We start from the raw sequence: 14566 nt of genomic DNA, 5'->3' as shown, positions 1-14566 counted from the left end.
TTCCGGCATCCAAAAACGCCCGGCTCATCATTGAGCCCGGCGTTCCTCATACTCGTCTTTCGTCACGACGTAAATGAGGCTCTGCACAGTGCGCCCATCCAAGCGCGTCAACTGCTGAGACGTCGTGAACGCGTACGTGAAGCCTGTCTTTTCGACGACGCGGCGCGACTGGTCGTTGAAGTCGAAATGACCGCACCAGATGCGTTCGAGTCCGAGGTCGTCAAAACCGTGCCGCATCAATTCATGGACGGCTTCCGGGATGTACCCTTGCCCCCAACGGTCCGGGCTGAGGACATACCCGATCTCGCGCTGCCGGTCATGCTGAATCTCAGGGTCCGGCCGGCGGTCGTGCAACCCGAGGCTGCCGATCACCTCACCTGTCTTTTTCAGTGTGATGGCCCAGACGTCTTGGTCTTGCTGGAACAGCCGGATGACGTCACGCGTCTCCTCGACCGATTGGTGCGGCGCCCAGCCTGCTTTCGGTCCGACCCGCTCGTCTTTCGCATAGTGAAACATCTGTTCAGCGTCCTCGAGCTGAAACGCCCGCAACCGGAGCCGGTCTGTATCAAGTTGAATCATCTTGTTCTTCCTTTCTGTCGTTTCCCTCGGATTCGTTCCGGGAATGAATCCATGAGGAGGGATCACGATGCCATTTGATTATGATTTAGATTTTGAAACGATTGATTTTCGCGAACACCCCGAGCTGTATCGAGTCGGACGCGGCGAGCAAGGCGTCCTGCTCGTCGAACCATATAAAAGTGAGATTCTCCCCCATTGGCGCTTCAAGACGCCTGACATCGCCAAACAGTCCGCCGATGAAATCATGGAGCTATTCGAAAAATACCGGGCCAACGATGATTTCGTCGGAATGGATATGGCCCGCAAATTCATCCAGATGGGCTATACCCGGGCGAGACGTTACGCCAACTATAAAGGTGGACGAAAATATAAGGACGACGGCGATCTCCACGACCGACAAATCGACGAGGAGAAAGCGGAATCGGCCCGCATCTTCAAAGAGCGATGGGACCAGCTTCGGGCGGACGAGGACTATTTGAAGCGAAAGAAAGCCCATCAGAAACAGTACGGCTGATTATCGGGTCATGACGAGAAAACGGGTCGCCCCTTTTTCAAACGAAGTGACCTGTCGAAACCCGAGCTGCTCATAGAGATGGATGGCCCGCTCATTGAACGCGGCCACCGTCAACCGGAGCGGTTTGCCTTCGTGCGCCGCTTCTTGCATCACCAACCGGACGAACGTACGCCCGTGTCCCCGTCCCGTTCGATCCGGGCGCATGCCGAGCCCGAGGTCGACGCATGTGTCATCGTAGACGTATGTATCGTTCGGCACTTGTGCGTACGTGCCGAGACAATAGAAACCGATCAACGCCTCGTCATGGACGGCCTGATACGCCATCAGTTCATCCAGCCCTTCCGCTGAAGCTTCTTGGTTATAGAAATCATACGGTGCCTCGTACGTCCACGCTTGAATCGCGCGGGCGTCTTGCTGTGTCATCGGGCGAATATCCATGACAACCTCCTTTCTCACGTCTCTTTTTGTTCGTGCTCGTCGGCAAACATTCCTGTCTACATCAAAAAAGGATGGGTCGCCCCATCCTCACTTCCGTGTCCACGTCGCCGTGATGTCGACGTCGGCCGCATGCATTAAATTGTGGATTGGACAACGAGCCTCAACGCCTTTTTGGAGCGCCGCAATCCGTTCATCCGATTCGGTCGTATCGAGGACGATGTTGACGTGTACTTTCTCAAAATACGTCCGTACTCCTTCAACGCCTTGGAAGCCGCGCGGGTCGAGCGTTCCTTCGGTCACGAACGTCACCCCGTCATAGTTGAAATCTTGGTCTTGCGCCACGTAGGCAATCATGATTGTCGTACACGACGACAACGCCCCGAGCAAATATTCGAGCGGGTTCGGACCGGCGTCCGTCCCGCCGAGACGTTCCGGTTCATCGACGACGAACGGTTCGAGGTCACGCACATGCACCGTCGTCTTCACACTCGTCGCTTCCCCTTCGGCTCGCATCGTCACTAACGGTTTTTCAGTCATATTGTCTCCTCCTCTATCAAATTGCCATCTTCATTCTCGTTCCCGTTATTTCGGTCCATGTAACACTTCGTCATAAATCGCATAGTCGTTTTTACCGTGTTGCTTGATTTGATACATCGCCTGATCAGCTTTATGAATGAGCGTGTCCAAGTCCGCCCCTTGATCCGGTGCGACACTGACCCCGATGCTCGCTCGAATCGGAATCGTCTCCCGTCCGAGCCGGAACGGCCGCTCCGTCAGCAGCAACTGCAAGCGCTCGACGAACGCAACGATGTCATCTGCATCGACGTTCGGCACATAAATATAGAACTCATCCCCGCCGACGCGCGAGGCTAGTCCCGCTTCCGGCGTCGCCATCTCAAGCAACTCACCGAGATGAATGAGAAAATCATCGCCGACTTGGTGGCCGTACGTGTCGTTGATTCCTTTAAAGCCGTCGAGGTCGATGACGACAAGCGCGACCGTGTCCGCTTGCAGTAATGCCTGGTCGGCCTGCTCATAAAACGCCCGACGGTTCGCGAGTTTCGTGAGCGGGTCATGATAGGCGAAGAAGCGAATCGACTGTTCGGCTTCTTTGAACGAATGGACGTCTCGAATCAAAATCATGCCGTGTATTTTTTGATCGATATAGACGAAATCACCATCGATGACGACGTACCGTTCTTGTCCTGATTTTGTCTGAATCTTCGTCTCGAACTCGAGAAACTTTTTTTGCGCATGGAAATGTTGGTCGTAATGCGCACTCCATTCGTCCCGCTTTTTCTCGGGCAACAAATCGACAAAACGTTCATTGACGACACGGACCGTATGAAACAATGTGCGCGCGGCCGGATTCGCACTCTCAATCTGTCCCTGATCATCGACGAGCAGAATCGCCGACGGGTTCAAGTTATAGAGCGTGCCATACCGTTTGACGTAAGACGCTAGGAAATCAAGTCGATTCATCGCGACGACGAGCGCGACCGCCCAGACAAGTCCACCGTACATATACGCGTAAGGCGGCATGATTCCGCGGAGCTGGACGTATCCGAAGACGATGTCCCAGACAAGAACGGCGACGGCCGTCCAAATGAGCATGCGCAGCACCCGTTGATGCTCGAAGCGCTCGGACCGCTTAAGGGCATACATCAATAATAGGATCACAAGAAAATGAAACACGTTACCGACGGTCATCGTCGTCAAATAAGACGCGTTGAACTCAGGATAAATCCAGACACCGACTTGGTCGAACCGCTGACTGTTCAAGATGTTCTCTTGACGGATGAACGTCAACGCGACCGGCACGAGCGGCAAATAAATGGCATACGGATACATCCATTTCGGCAGTTTCGCCCCGACGCCCGTCACTTTGACGATGAAGTGGACGGAACACACAAAAATCAAAATTCCGGCGTTACCGAACCAATACGTCACGAAGGCCGGACTCGCTTCGATCGGGGACAAATGACGCCCGAACTCGGCCAAGAACAACATCGCGTAGCCAAATACGAACAGGCTGAGCAGTCGATGCTCGACTTGGCGCGGGTTGCGGAGCAATACGTCAAGGGCAAGGTGGCTCAATAAGAAAGCCGGAAGTAAATAAACGGCCATATAGAGAAATAGTGTGGTCACGGATAGACCCCTTTCTTCAAATAAATCCATCTCTTACTTTCTCTATCGGTCGAAGCGAATCCTTTCTCGAGTGCGCGGACACATCCATACAAAAAGCGAGCGGAACCAAGTCCGCTCGCAGTCGTCATCTCTTTTTATAACGTGTCTTCGATTGCCGTGTCACCTTTGACGAGGTCAATCGCTTGATTGTGGGCTGCGTCATGACCAATGAGATGTGCCAAGAAGGCCGCCACGTCTGCACGCGGAATCTCACCAGTCGATACGTCACCCGTCTTCACTTTGCCGGTACCGGCGTCATCTGTGAGAGCGCCCGGACGGACGATCGTATACGTAAGCCCGCTCTCCTCGAGCAGACGATCCGCATGGTGCTTCGCCACATAATATGGTTTCATCTCTTCCGGCCATGCCGAACGATCTTCTGCTTTCAAGGCGCTCACCATGACGAACTGTTTAACATTCCCGTTCTTGGCAGCCTCGATGCTTTTCGCCGCGCCGTCAAGGTCAATCAGGAGCGTCTTGTCGGCTCCGGTGCTACCACCTGAACCGGCTGCGAAGACGACCACGTCCATGCCAGACATTGCTTGTTCAAGTGACGAGACGTCACCTTCGAGGTCGCCTAGGACGGCCTGATAGCCTTTTGATGTGAAGTCATCGAGTTGCTCTTGTTTTCGAACCATCGCCGTGACTTGGTGTTTCCCTTCCTCGTGCAATCGTTCCACGAGCTGTTTTCCAATCTGTCCATTCGCGCCTATTACAAATACGTTCATCTGTCTTCCTCCTCGATTTGAATTCAGAGACAAGCGAAACGCCGTGTGGCTATGGCCACATCCGGTGCAGAAGCGATGGCTGAGATGACGGCGACGCCGTCCGCCCCGTCGTTCCGAATCATCGGGACATGTTCCGGTAAAATGCCGCCAATCCCCACGATTGGCAGCTCTCGATACATGTCTCGGACTTGGCGGATGAGTGTCGTCCCGTTCACTGCCCCGGCATCTTCTTTCGAAGTCGTCGGGTAAATTGGGCCAATGCCTACATAATTCGCATGCTCGATGGCTGCTGCCGCTTCTTCGAGCGTGTGGACCGAGACACCGAGCCACTTATCTGGACCAATCCGCTCCCGAACGATTGCGGTCTCGGCATCGTCTTGTCCGATATGCACGCCGTCCGCATCAATGCGCGCCGCCAGTTCGACATCGTCGTTGATGATGAACGGGACGTCGTACGAACGACAAAGTGCTTGCAGGGTCCTTGCCATCGCTTCTTTTTTATCCCCATACAGTGCCTCTTTACCTTTTTCACGAAATTGAAAACATGTCACGCCACATTGGAGTGCCGTTTCGACCGTCTGGAGCATGTCTTTCGTGTTCGGTGTCCCGCATACGAAGTAAAGCCGCAACTGTTCAGCGAGTGCCCGCCTTGATGGATTCAATCGTCACACCCTCCTCTCCATACGCCACATATGCCCAATGGTTCGTCGGTCCGTGTCCGGCGCCGATCTCGAGGCCATGGGTGATGGCGCTTTGAATGAACCGCTTCGCCGTCACCGCCGCCTCCATGATAGAACGACCTTTGGCAAGTTCCGCTGTAAGCGCCGCCGAAAATGTACAACCGGTACCGTGCGTATCGCTCGTCTGGATGCGCGGGGCCGAGAGAAGGAACACTTCCGACTCCATCATGATCAAGTCTTCGGCAGTTTCACCTTCGAGATGGCCGCCTTTTAAAATAACCGCGCGCACGCCGTACGCTAACATCCGCCGAGCCGCCTCGAGACGATCATTAAACGATCGAATCGTCAACCCGGTCAGCACTTCCGCTTCCGGCACGTTCGGCGTGACGACTGTCGCGAGTGGCAACAAGGAGGTCTTGAGCGCATCGACCGCCGTGTCCTGTAAAAGCGGGGCCCCTCCTTTCGCAATCATGACCGGGTCGACGACGAGTCGGTTGAAGACATGACGTTTCACCCCGGTAGCGACCGCCTCGATGCGCGCCGCATCAAATAACATCCCGGTCTTACATGCTGCGATCGAAAAGTCCGAACCGATTGCATCGAGTTGTTGTGTGATGAGTTCCGGCGACACTGCTTCGACCCCATGCACCCCACGAGTGTTTTGAGCGGTGACGGCCGTCAGAACGCTCGTCCCGAACACGCCGAGCTCTTGAAACGTCTTCAAATCAGCTTGGATTCCCGCTCCCCCGCCAGAGTCCGAACCCGCAATCGTCAATACTTGCGGCCGCATCATGACACCACCTCAATACGGTCGCTCGGCAACTCGACAGCTGTCATCTTGCCGAGTTCATTCAAGAAGTGAACGGGGAAGTCACCCGGTCCATCCGCCAAAGCGGTAGCCAGTTCGCCGCACCGGGCATATCCGGCGAGTGCTGTCGCCGTGGCCGTAACCGCATCCCGTTCGACCGCAAGGAACGCACCGACGACCGCACTGAGTAAGCAGCCGGTCCCTGTCGTCCGGGCCATTGCTGCGGTGCCGCCTTTGATTTCAATCGTCACATCCCCGTCGCTGACGACATCCGTCTCTCCGGTCACGGCAACGACACAGGTGTAGCGTCGTGCCGCCGCGCGTGCGATGTGATTCAAATCAACCCGCGTTTCCCCGGCGTCCACGCCGCGCGTCGTCGCGTCGAGACCAATCAATGTCGCAATTTCTCCGGCATTGCCTCGGATGACCGTCACGCGGACGTGTTGCAAAATGGATGTAGCGACGTCACGTCGAAACGCGGTCGCCCCTACACCGACCGGATCGAAGACGACCGGCCGGCTCGATTCATTCGCCGCCTGTCCGGCTCGAATCATCGTACGTTCCGTCGTCGCATCGAGTGTGCCGATATTGAGTACGAGCGCATCGCTCGCAGACGCCATGTCCGCGACTTCTTCGACGGCTGACGCCATCACCGGCGCAGCGCCGATGGCGAGCAACCCGTTCGCCGAAAAGTTAGCGACGACGATATTCGTAATGTTATGGATGAGTGGCCGTTCGGCTCTGACTTTGTCCCATAAGTCGCGCTTCATCGTGTCACCCCCGCCGGTAAATCCCACGACTCGAGCGTCCACGCCATTTCCCAAAACGCATGTTCATAATAACAACTCTTCAAGAACAGCTGTTGATACCGGACCCGTTCTTCCGCTGTCGCTTGTCCGGCGAGCACGTCGAGCCGTTCAAGCTGTTCCTCGACGAGATCGCGGAACCATTCCGAACCGTACGTCGCAATCCACGTCGCATAGATTGGATGATCGGGTGTCGCATCTTTTAATCGCTCCCCGATCTCATAATAGACCCAGTAGCACGGCAAAATCGAAGCGAGCACATCACCGAGCGTCGGACCGGCCTGTTGCATATGGAGCGCATAAGCGTAAGCCGTCGGGGCCGGCTCAAACGTCGCCCACTCCGCCTCCGTCACGTTGAGCAAGGTGAAAAATTCACGGTGCAACGCATGCTCTGCTTCGATGGTATGGAGCGCATGCGTCAAAAAGCGGCTCGCGACTTCCATGTTCGGGGCGAGGGTCGCGCCTTTCGCCTGTACTTTGGAGAACTGGTTCAAATAGTATGAATCTTGCATGACGTAATGCCTAAATTTCGCCTCGTCGAGTTCGCCTGTTCCGAGCTCGCGGACGAACGGATGGTCAAAGCTGGCTTGAAACAAGGCATCTGCCTCTTGTCGAAGATGTGCGGTGAATGTCATTCATGTCTCCTCCTTTGTAATCAAAAAAGACGCCGCCTCCCATAACGGAAGCGGCGTCGGATTTACACAAAGTGTACGAGAACAATCGGTTCGCCCACTTCCCTACGCTAGCGTGAACTAGATCAGGTTCAAAGGGTCTGGACCTCGTCCATCTCAGCCGCGTCACGCGACTCCCCTAGTGGTAAACATTATGAAATTCGGTCGTCTACGACCACATCATATCAGTCTTTTTCCATGTTGAAAACCCTTTATCGCGAGAAGCGACGGTTCAACAACGTCCCCATTTGGGAGAACCGTTCGGTACCGAGCTTGCGTCGATTCGAGGCCGCGAACACGTAATAATCGACTTTGCCCATGTAATAGATCAAACGCAGGCCGGCCAAGAAGAACGTGATTGTCGTGCTGACAGCAAAGCCAACGCCGTACCAATCGATGCCGCGCGGCAAGAGCAAGAGCGTGAACAACGCATTCAACGTGAAGAACGAGATATTGACGAACAATGCCCCGCGTCGATCCTCGAAATAGAGCAACAACAACGTCAAGATGAGAATCATCGCGTTCGCGAACGCCGCGAGCGTCGTCATCCGAAAGATTTGACCGATCTCATCCGGGACGCCGATCCAACTGACGAACACGCCTGCCATGAGGATGGCGAACAACGTCACGACGCCTTGGCTCCGCGCGAGTCGAATCAACTCATTTTTCAGCACCGACGTCATCGTCTGTTTCGCTTTCTCGATTTGATGGAGCGCCCCGCCGTAGTTAATCAATCCATAAAACGTACGGTAGCGCTCATAAAACCGGGTCTCGACGGCGACGACGAACAAGAGCTGCGTCGGGATGATCGTCAAGTACGACCAAAAGATGGCCGTGTCATAATACGGGTTGAACAAGAACGAGTCCGCGATGATGACGCGTCCTTCACCGAACCAGATGATGAAATTCGTGACCCAAATCCCGAGCACGTACAACACGCCGATGGCGAACAAGTCTGGATAGCGGTCGAAGTACTTGAAGTACGAGAACTCTTTCACCGCGTAGCGGAGTGGGAACGTCCGGAGCATCGCGAAGAACAACCCGAACAACGTCACAATCATCCCGACCGTGAAACCGAGCAATAGCTCGAGACTCGACGGGTTGACCATGAGGCGACTAATCGCGTAGACGCTCCCGACCGAGATGAGTCCGCCGAGCAAGAAGCTATAGGCCACCGCTTGATAATACTTGGCGGCACTCAAGAACAAGAACATGACCCAGATGACGTTAATCGTCATGAATAAAACGAACAACGTCAGTTTGTACAGAAAATCGAGCGGCGACAATAGCCAAAAGATACTGTACAGAATCGTCGCGGCGAGAATCGTCACTTTGAGCATCCCGGTGAAGACCGGGAAAATCTCATGCGCTTTCTTCTCATAAAACAAGTCCGCCACGTATCGGGTGACGACGAGCTGCTGAAAACTGAACAAGATTTGCGAGAAGATGAACGCGTACGAGACCGAGATCATGAAAAGCGTCCGTTCGGCGAGCGATAACGTCGGCATTTGGAACGCCAACCATTGAATCGTCCCGACGACCAAGATGACGATCAACCACGGTCCGGATGTGACGAGGCCCGAGAACGTGTACGCCTTCAACCTGGACGAATAGTAGTCTTCTTGGAACAACTTCTGCAGCTTAAACCCGATGCCCGCCATACTGTTCCCTCCTCGTTTCATAGATGGCTTTGTAGCGGTCCACGACTTGTTGGAGACGATAGTATTGACGGACCCGCTCCCGCCCGTTCTTACCGAAACGCATCCGCTCCTGCGGATAATCCATCATCCACTCGACCTTGTCCGCGACCGCTTCCGGATGAACCGGGGGCACGATAAATCCGGCTGGACCGAACGGGTCGTCTTCTCGGCCGTACAGGAGCTCGGAACAAGCCCCGACATCGGTCGCGACCCACGGGATGCCGGCTGCCATTCCTTCAAGAATCGCGAGCGGTTGACCTTCCGAGATACTCGTCAACAGAAGTAAATCAAACTTCGGCAAATAGGCTTGGACATCAACCTTTCCGACAAGCTCGACATAATCGTTCAGTCCGCTCTGTTCGATGAGCAGACGGCACTCTTCCGCATATTCTTCATCCTCATCGAGCGGACCCATAATCGTCAGTTTGAACAGACGATGCCGCTCCTGCAAAATCTTGGCGGCGTAAATCATCGTCTTCAAATCTTTGATTGGCACCAAGCGGACGATAGCACCGATTTGAAAGAGGTCGTGCTCCGGACGGTCGACCGTCGCCTGGATTTGTCGGTCGGCGATGCCATTGGCGATAATTTTCGTCTTCTCGCTCGGGGCGCCAATCCACTCCTGATATTCGCGGTTCCGCTCGAACAAGGTGATGATCTCATCGGCCGCGTTATAGGCCTCACGCGACAAATGGTGAAAGAAACGGACCCACCTCGGCTTATACGGCGCTGGAATCCAATACGACTGTAGAATCTCCTCTTCGCGTTCCCGCGAGTAGATGCCGTGCTCCGTCAAGATGAACGGAATCCCTTGCGTCTCTTTCATGTAGGACGCGACCACACCGGCATAACCCGTTGACACGGAATGAACGAGGTCGACTTTCGGGAGCGGTTGATGGAGCACCCGTAAAATCGGAGTGTACATACTCTGCCACATCCAGAAATAGTCGATGAACGAACCTCCGTTCATTTCCTCGGCGTAGGCCGCCTTGACATTTTTCCAAAAGAACTCGCTTGCGAAAAACGCCTGACTTGAAGGCACTTCTTTCCCAAGCAAACGAAGCGCTTGCCGGTTCGGACTTTTCAACATGAGCCAGTCCGATACGTTCTGTTCGTCCTCAGTGCCCCACTTCAATCGCCCTTTCGCTCGCTCGCCCACGTCGCTCAAATACAAGTGAGTAATCCCTGAAACGTTCGGCGGGAACACATATTTCATGTCTTCCGGACGCTTCTCTGTCGGTTGAATCGAAATGATTTCAAACGACACTTCGGGCATCGCTTCAATCAACGTCTGCGTCCAACTTGAGACGCCTCCGCTCACGTACGGATAACTCCCCTCTAATACGAGCCCGATTCTCATTGCGCTTCCCCCTTGATGGCGATTTCAGCGTTCGCCGATGTCAGTTTGACGAGGTAGAGCGGACGGTCGGCTTCCCACTGTTCGACCGTCCCGAAATCGAACTCTCCTGTCTCAAGTGACTGGCCTGGTTTGAGGCGAATCATGAAGTGGGACGGGTTGATGAGCCCTTCCCCGGCTAAATAGACGGTCGACTCATCAAACGTGACGTTCAAATCAGCTTGTTGGTATGTGACCATCTTTTCGGTCGCATAGTGTTGCGTATACGCCTCGAGGTGAGGATATTGATCTTTCACGTCATGGACGATTTTACGCAGACTCGCGAACATCGTATCCCAGTCCCGACCAAAGGCCCGGTCTGGGTCGATGACATCATCCGGGTGAATGAAGTGGGAAAACACACCGAAGTTGGCGATTGCATCGACCATTTGGAAAATCGATCCGCGCTCTTCCCCGTAATCGCTTGTCACACGCGGGAAATGGTACAAGTTCGGATGCGTCGCATCAAATTCGAACTCTTGGACGAAGTCCCCGCTCTCCGGCTCCCCCGTGTAGAGCGAAGCAATCGTTCGCAGTTCTGGCAACGCCTCGGCGATCGCATCGACCCCAGTCCGGTTGAGCGCGTTCGACGGCGGAACGTATGACTTGAGCGTTTCAGCCGGGAAATAGTTCGCAAACACGGACTCGGCTTGAAGCAATGACCGTTTCATCTCGTCTTTATCTTGCCACGGAATGTACCCGTACGTCGGGTCAATCGGTTCATCGGCCGTGACGAGCGACTGGTGGTTATAGCCATGGAGTCCGATTTCCCCACCGTGGGCGATCAATTTGCGACCGAAGTAGAGCATTGGGAACTCACCCCGTTTGATTAACTGTTCGTCGACGAGCTCCATCTCCTCTTCATATGTCCCAATCATGGCACCCGTGTAAATCAAGTCGTCGTCTTTCGCCAAATCGACCATATCTTCCCACCAATCCTCGGCGAAGAAATCTTTGACCGATTTATCGAGCGGGGTCGCGGACACGTCCTTCATTTTCCCGTCCATGACCGGTGCCGGGAAATCATCGATGTACATGAGTTTGATCGCTGCTTGTGCTGTGACGAACGCCGGCGGCATCGTGCCGAGCGTCTGCACGAACAGACCGCGGATCATCTTTTGGTTGGTGATTGTCGTGTTCCAATAAAGGACGTTCCCTTCGCCGACACCGTATTCCCAAAGGATCGGGAATCCTTCGGCCGACAACATGACGTTGGCCTCGTCTGCAATCGCAAAATCGACGACGCTATGGACAAATAAGTCGTCCGGTGGATTCAAGTCAACGTACCCAGGGAAAATCGTCTCTTCAAAATTTAGACCATACACGTCCGGTACGTACTCACCGATTTCTTCGATGCCGGTCAACGCGTTCCATGCCGGATCTTTAAACCGATTCGCAAAGACGAGGTTCCCGCCTTGTTCGACATAACGTTTCATTTCCACGAACGGCCATCTTGTCGTATCTTCACCAGTGAAAATGATGATGGTGTATGGAGATGGCGCAATCGACCCGACGGCGCCTGGGTTCACTTCGCGAACGTCAAGTTTCGCATACTGCAGACCGTACAGCAGGTTGTCTGCCGTTTCGACCGCCAAATCGCCTTCATCCCGGACGAGATAAACTTGAAGCTGATGCTCACCCGCTTTTGCCGAGGCATCACTCTTCAACTGGTCGATGTTCATCTGTTGCTCGGCGACGTTTGGCAACAACGTGTGTAGCGAGTGGATCCGTAAGTATTGAATCGCACCGACGACGACTAAAAATAAGACGATGAAGAGCGAGAATGAGATTACAGTTCGTTTTTCCATGATGTCGTGTCACTCCATTCTTCAAACAACAGTCGGTACTCATACGGTACGTCCTCCAGTGAGAATTGGGTCTGCATCATAAACATGACCGCCTTCACTTCGTTCCAACGTTCGCGCTCATAATAGTAATTGATCAGCATCAGATGAGCCTCGATGCGTTCCGGGAAATGATGGACGTACTCTTTTAAAATGTTCAATTGCTCTTTGGGGCGCTCTAACGTGAGATAAATCTCGTTCAAGTCCTCGTAAATCCAGGGCGAAGGCGGATAGAGCGTCTTCGCTTTCAATAATTCTTCCAGCCATGCGCCTCGCTTGTCCTTCAACATGACCTCGGTGATGAGTTCACTATGGATCATGCGTTTATAAATCGTCGCAAGCCGTCGAATCGTGTCTGGGTTACCTAAGTCGTACTCGCGTTTGGCGTGTTTCAATTCTTGTTCATATTGATCGATCAAGATGTTCATTGTCGCCGCGGCGTAGTGGACAGTCTCGCTGTCCGTGCTCTCAAGTCCCATCTGCAAATACTTGCCTTGCTGGTCAATCGACTGGTTGACGTGCGTCAAAATCGAGTGTTTGCGGATAGCCGGATCTTTCGAGTTGATGGCGTCGGTGAGCGGTAACAGATTGGTGCTGCTGCTCGCTTCATGACGAATCTGTTCATAGTTGACGACCTTGAAGTCGATATAGTCGTCATAGTCTTCAATCAGACCGCTCCGACCGAACCGTTCAGCAAGCCGATACACCGCATAGACGGCAAGTTCGGCCAAAAACGGTAAGAACAGACCGAAGCTGAGCGCCGCCACCGCGACGCCATAATCCGGCGCTTTCATTCTTCGTTTCAACGCGATCAATAATCCGAAGGCGAGCAGTGCATGAACGACATAAATCCCGATCAATACGAGACGAATGGTAGACTCCATCTCGTCACACTCCCTTCTGGATCAAAATCCCTTCGATCCGGTCATAGATCCGTTGACGGTGTTCTTCACTCGTTCCTGGGAGTAAGAGCAACAGCTTGTTCTCATCAGGGTCGTACCCGACGACATCGATCTCCCGTAAATATGAATGGACGATGGCCTCGATACTCTCGAGTGAGACAGGCTCATACCCGAGCGGATATTCGAGGACGATATACGGCTGTCCATGGTGAATCTTCTTTTGTTCTTGGATGGCGACGAGTTCTGTGAACGCTTCTTTCTTATAAAATGAGGTGCCTTTATGCATCTTCTCGTGCTGCTCTTTACGAATCAGGTTCTCGGCATTTTGAATGCGTGTGCCAATCCACGAGAAGAGGATGTTGAGAACGTGCAAGTCATCGGTCGTCAATTTTCGAAGCGGCAACCGTTTGATGACGACGACTTCTCGGGTCATCCCGTCCACGATGATCGGTGCGAGCAACATCGGGTCCGTGTCTTCGTCGTCGAGTTGACGGAGCGTCGTCTCTTGCACTTGGAAGAACCGTTTGAACATACTCGACGCCTCATCGAGAAAAATCGTTTGCGGAAACTCTTTCTTGTCCGTTTGGCGAATCAAGAGGCGCATCGACTTCTGGGAACGGTCGACGTGGTAAATGGCGACGTCACTCGCGAGGAACGTTTTTTTCAATAGACGAATCGTCTCGCTCCGAATCAATTCTGGATGCGGCAAATCAAGCGATACGGCCAGTTCATACAATTGGTTCAAGCTGTACTCGGATTGAAGTAGTTTTTGACGAAGTGTGGTTTGCGAAGTGTTGAGTAAATCGACGGTCTCTTTCAAATACGTGTTTTCATCTTTCAGTTCTTCGTTGCGGAACTGGCTGATTTCGTAACGCTCTCGAAATGAGGTGCTGAACAACCCGACGATGACAGTGATGGCGAAGTAGTAAAACAGTGTAAGAAGTGAGTTTGTATCGTAGAACAACAGGAAGATGTCTCCTCCCATTAAGCCGGTGTATAACACTTTATAGAGGAGCAAAATGCCGAAACTGATTAAGCCGAAAATCGTTCCATACCTGAGCGCGAACAGGATGGCGGCCACATAAAACAAGTTCAGTTCATTTTGAATCGTGCCTAGGCTGAAGAATAAATCGATTCCGATCAATAGTGCGAACACGACAAGAATCTCGACCCATTTGAGCCATGGACGGTCTTGAGCGTACAGAATGATAATCCCCTCCTCATGGATAACATCTCTTCAGTTTTTAATGCGGGATGATCCCCTGCCCTCGGACAGGTATACATAGTCCCTTATCTTCCTTTACCCTAATTAC

At 53.4% G+C, this 14566-nt stretch carries 15 protein-coding genes and 1 riboswitch; of the genes, 1 reads left to right on the top strand and 14 read right to left on the bottom strand.

From position 1 onward, the window contains the following. Positions 1-27: 27 nt before the first annotated feature. The gene (locus KNP75_RS00500; RefSeq protein WP_215189287.1) at positions 28-579 is read right to left on the bottom strand and encodes a GNAT family N-acetyltransferase; all 552 of its coding nucleotides are present in this window, start codon (positions 577-579) and stop codon (positions 28-30) included. A 67-nt stretch (positions 580-646) separates the two neighbouring features. Here KNP75_RS00500 and KNP75_RS00495 point away from each other — a divergent pair, with 67 nt between their 5' ends. Then, a complete protein-coding gene (locus tag KNP75_RS00495) occupies positions 647-1093 on the top strand; it encodes a DUF4385 domain-containing protein (protein WP_138858638.1) in 447 nt (148 codons plus the stop codon). Here KNP75_RS00495 and KNP75_RS00490 read toward each other — a convergent pair whose 3' ends face one another. The 13 genes from KNP75_RS00490 to KNP75_RS00430 all read right to left on the bottom strand — a co-directional run bounded on the left by KNP75_RS00490 (position 1094) and on the right by KNP75_RS00430 (position 14409). Beyond that, positions 1094-1531 (bottom strand): GNAT family N-acetyltransferase, encoded by a 438-nt coding sequence (locus KNP75_RS00490; protein WP_214753473.1) that lies wholly within the window; start codon positions 1529-1531, stop codon positions 1094-1096. Positions 1532-1618: 87 nt separating this feature from the next. After that, positions 1619-2068 (bottom strand): OsmC family protein, encoded by a 450-nt coding sequence (locus KNP75_RS00485; RefSeq protein WP_021065934.1) that lies wholly within the window; start codon positions 2066-2068, stop codon positions 1619-1621. Between the two features lie 45 nt (positions 2069-2113). Further along, positions 2114-3679, bottom strand: coding sequence for a diguanylate cyclase domain-containing protein (locus KNP75_RS00480; RefSeq protein ID WP_215189285.1), 1566 nt, complete (start codon positions 3677-3679; stop codon positions 2114-2116). 134 nt (positions 3680-3813) lie between these two features. After that, complete coding sequence (locus KNP75_RS00475; protein ID WP_034779608.1) at positions 3814-4446, bottom strand: SDR family oxidoreductase; 633 nt, start codon at positions 4444-4446, stop codon at positions 3814-3816. Positions 4447-4469: 23 nt separating this feature from the next. Then, the gene (gene thiE, locus KNP75_RS00470) at positions 4470-5108 is read right to left on the bottom strand and encodes a thiamine phosphate synthase (RefSeq protein WP_215189283.1); all 639 of its coding nucleotides are present in this window, start codon (positions 5106-5108) and stop codon (positions 4470-4472) included. Continuing rightward, positions 5080-5916 carry a bifunctional hydroxymethylpyrimidine kinase/phosphomethylpyrimidine kinase gene (thiD, locus tag KNP75_RS00465; RefSeq protein WP_215189281.1) on the bottom strand — a complete coding sequence of 279 codons (837 nt, stop codon included), beginning with the start codon at positions 5914-5916 and terminating at the stop codon, positions 5080-5082. Before thiD ends, thiE begins: the two co-directional genes overlap by 29 nt. Further along, a complete protein-coding gene (thiM, locus tag KNP75_RS00460) occupies positions 5916-6704 on the bottom strand; it encodes a hydroxyethylthiazole kinase (RefSeq protein ID WP_215189279.1) in 789 nt (262 codons plus the stop codon). The genes thiD and thiM overlap by 1 nt, the downstream gene beginning before the upstream one ends. Next, positions 6701-7375, bottom strand: coding sequence for a thiaminase II (gene tenA, locus KNP75_RS00455; protein WP_214796513.1), 675 nt, complete (start codon positions 7373-7375; stop codon positions 6701-6703). The genes thiM and tenA overlap by 4 nt, the downstream gene beginning before the upstream one ends. An 82-nt stretch (positions 7376-7457) precedes the next feature. Continuing rightward, positions 7458-7562, bottom strand: a riboswitch (TPP riboswitch). 61 nt (positions 7563-7623) lie between these two features. Beyond that, on the bottom strand, positions 7624-9072 hold the full coding sequence (pelG, locus tag KNP75_RS00450; RefSeq protein ID WP_215189277.1) for an exopolysaccharide Pel transporter PelG: 1449 nt from the start codon (positions 9070-9072) through the stop codon (positions 7624-7626). Beyond that, the gene (pelF, locus tag KNP75_RS00445; RefSeq protein WP_215189275.1) at positions 9053-10471 is read right to left on the bottom strand and encodes a GT4 family glycosyltransferase PelF; all 1419 of its coding nucleotides are present in this window, start codon (positions 10469-10471) and stop codon (positions 9053-9055) included. Before pelF ends, pelG begins: the two co-directional genes overlap by 20 nt. Then, positions 10468-12315 (bottom strand): DUF2194 domain-containing protein, encoded by a 1848-nt coding sequence (locus KNP75_RS00440; protein WP_215189273.1) that lies wholly within the window; start codon positions 12313-12315, stop codon positions 10468-10470. Before KNP75_RS00440 ends, pelF begins: the two co-directional genes overlap by 4 nt. Then, positions 12297-13235, bottom strand: a complete 939-nt coding sequence (locus tag KNP75_RS00435) for a tetratricopeptide repeat protein (protein ID WP_215189271.1) — start codon at positions 13233-13235, stop codon at positions 12297-12299. The genes KNP75_RS00440 and KNP75_RS00435 overlap by 19 nt, the downstream gene beginning before the upstream one ends. A gap of 4 nt (positions 13236-13239) precedes the next feature. Further along, positions 13240-14409 carry a GAF domain-containing protein gene (locus tag KNP75_RS00430; protein WP_214753453.1) on the bottom strand — a complete coding sequence of 390 codons (1170 nt, stop codon included), beginning with the start codon at positions 14407-14409 and terminating at the stop codon, positions 13240-13242. Between the last annotated feature and the right edge of the window lie 157 nt (positions 14410-14566).

The organism is Exiguobacterium sp. s6 (assembly GCF_018618155.1).
In the GTDB taxonomy this organism is placed as follows: domain Bacteria; phylum Bacillota; class Bacilli; order Exiguobacteriales; family Exiguobacteriaceae; genus Exiguobacterium; species Exiguobacterium mexicanum_A.
This window is presented reverse-complemented; position numbering and strand designations above follow the sequence as displayed.

What these genes read in the sequence shown, in the direction of transcription:
- KNP75_RS00500 (WP_215189287.1), bottom strand. Translation starts at nt 579, where the DNA reads ATGATTCAACTTGATACAGACCGGCTCCGGTTGCGGGCGTTTCAGCTC.
- KNP75_RS00495 (WP_138858638.1), top strand. Translation starts at nt 647, where the DNA reads ATGCCATTTGATTATGATTTAGATTTTGAAACGATTGATTTTCGCGAA.
- KNP75_RS00490 (WP_214753473.1), bottom strand. Translation starts at nt 1,531, where the DNA reads ATGGATATTCGCCCGATGACACAGCAAGACGCCCGCGCGATTCAAGCG.
- KNP75_RS00485 (WP_021065934.1), bottom strand. Translation starts at nt 2,068, where the DNA reads ATGACTGAAAAACCGTTAGTGACGATGCGAGCCGAAGGGGAAGCGACG.
- KNP75_RS00475 (WP_034779608.1), bottom strand. Translation starts at nt 4,446, where the DNA reads ATGAACGTATTTGTAATAGGCGCGAATGGACAGATTGGAAAACAGCTC.
- thiD (WP_215189281.1), bottom strand. Translation starts at nt 5,916, where the DNA reads ATGCGGCCGCAAGTATTGACGATTGCGGGTTCGGACTCTGGCGGGGGA.
- thiM (WP_215189279.1), bottom strand. Translation starts at nt 6,704, where the DNA reads ATGAAGCGCGACTTATGGGACAAAGTCAGAGCCGAACGGCCACTCATC.
- tenA (WP_214796513.1), bottom strand. Translation starts at nt 7,375, where the DNA reads ATGACATTCACCGCACATCTTCGACAAGAGGCAGATGCCTTGTTTCAA.
- pelG (WP_215189277.1), bottom strand. Translation starts at nt 9,072, where the DNA reads ATGGCGGGCATCGGGTTTAAGCTGCAGAAGTTGTTCCAAGAAGACTAC.
- pelF (WP_215189275.1), bottom strand. Translation starts at nt 10,471, where the DNA reads ATGAGAATCGGGCTCGTATTAGAGGGGAGTTATCCGTACGTGAGCGGA.
- KNP75_RS00440 (WP_215189273.1), bottom strand. Translation starts at nt 12,315, where the DNA reads ATGGAAAAACGAACTGTAATCTCATTCTCGCTCTTCATCGTCTTATTT.
- KNP75_RS00435 (WP_215189271.1), bottom strand. Translation starts at nt 13,235, where the DNA reads ATGGAGTCTACCATTCGTCTCGTATTGATCGGGATTTATGTCGTTCAT.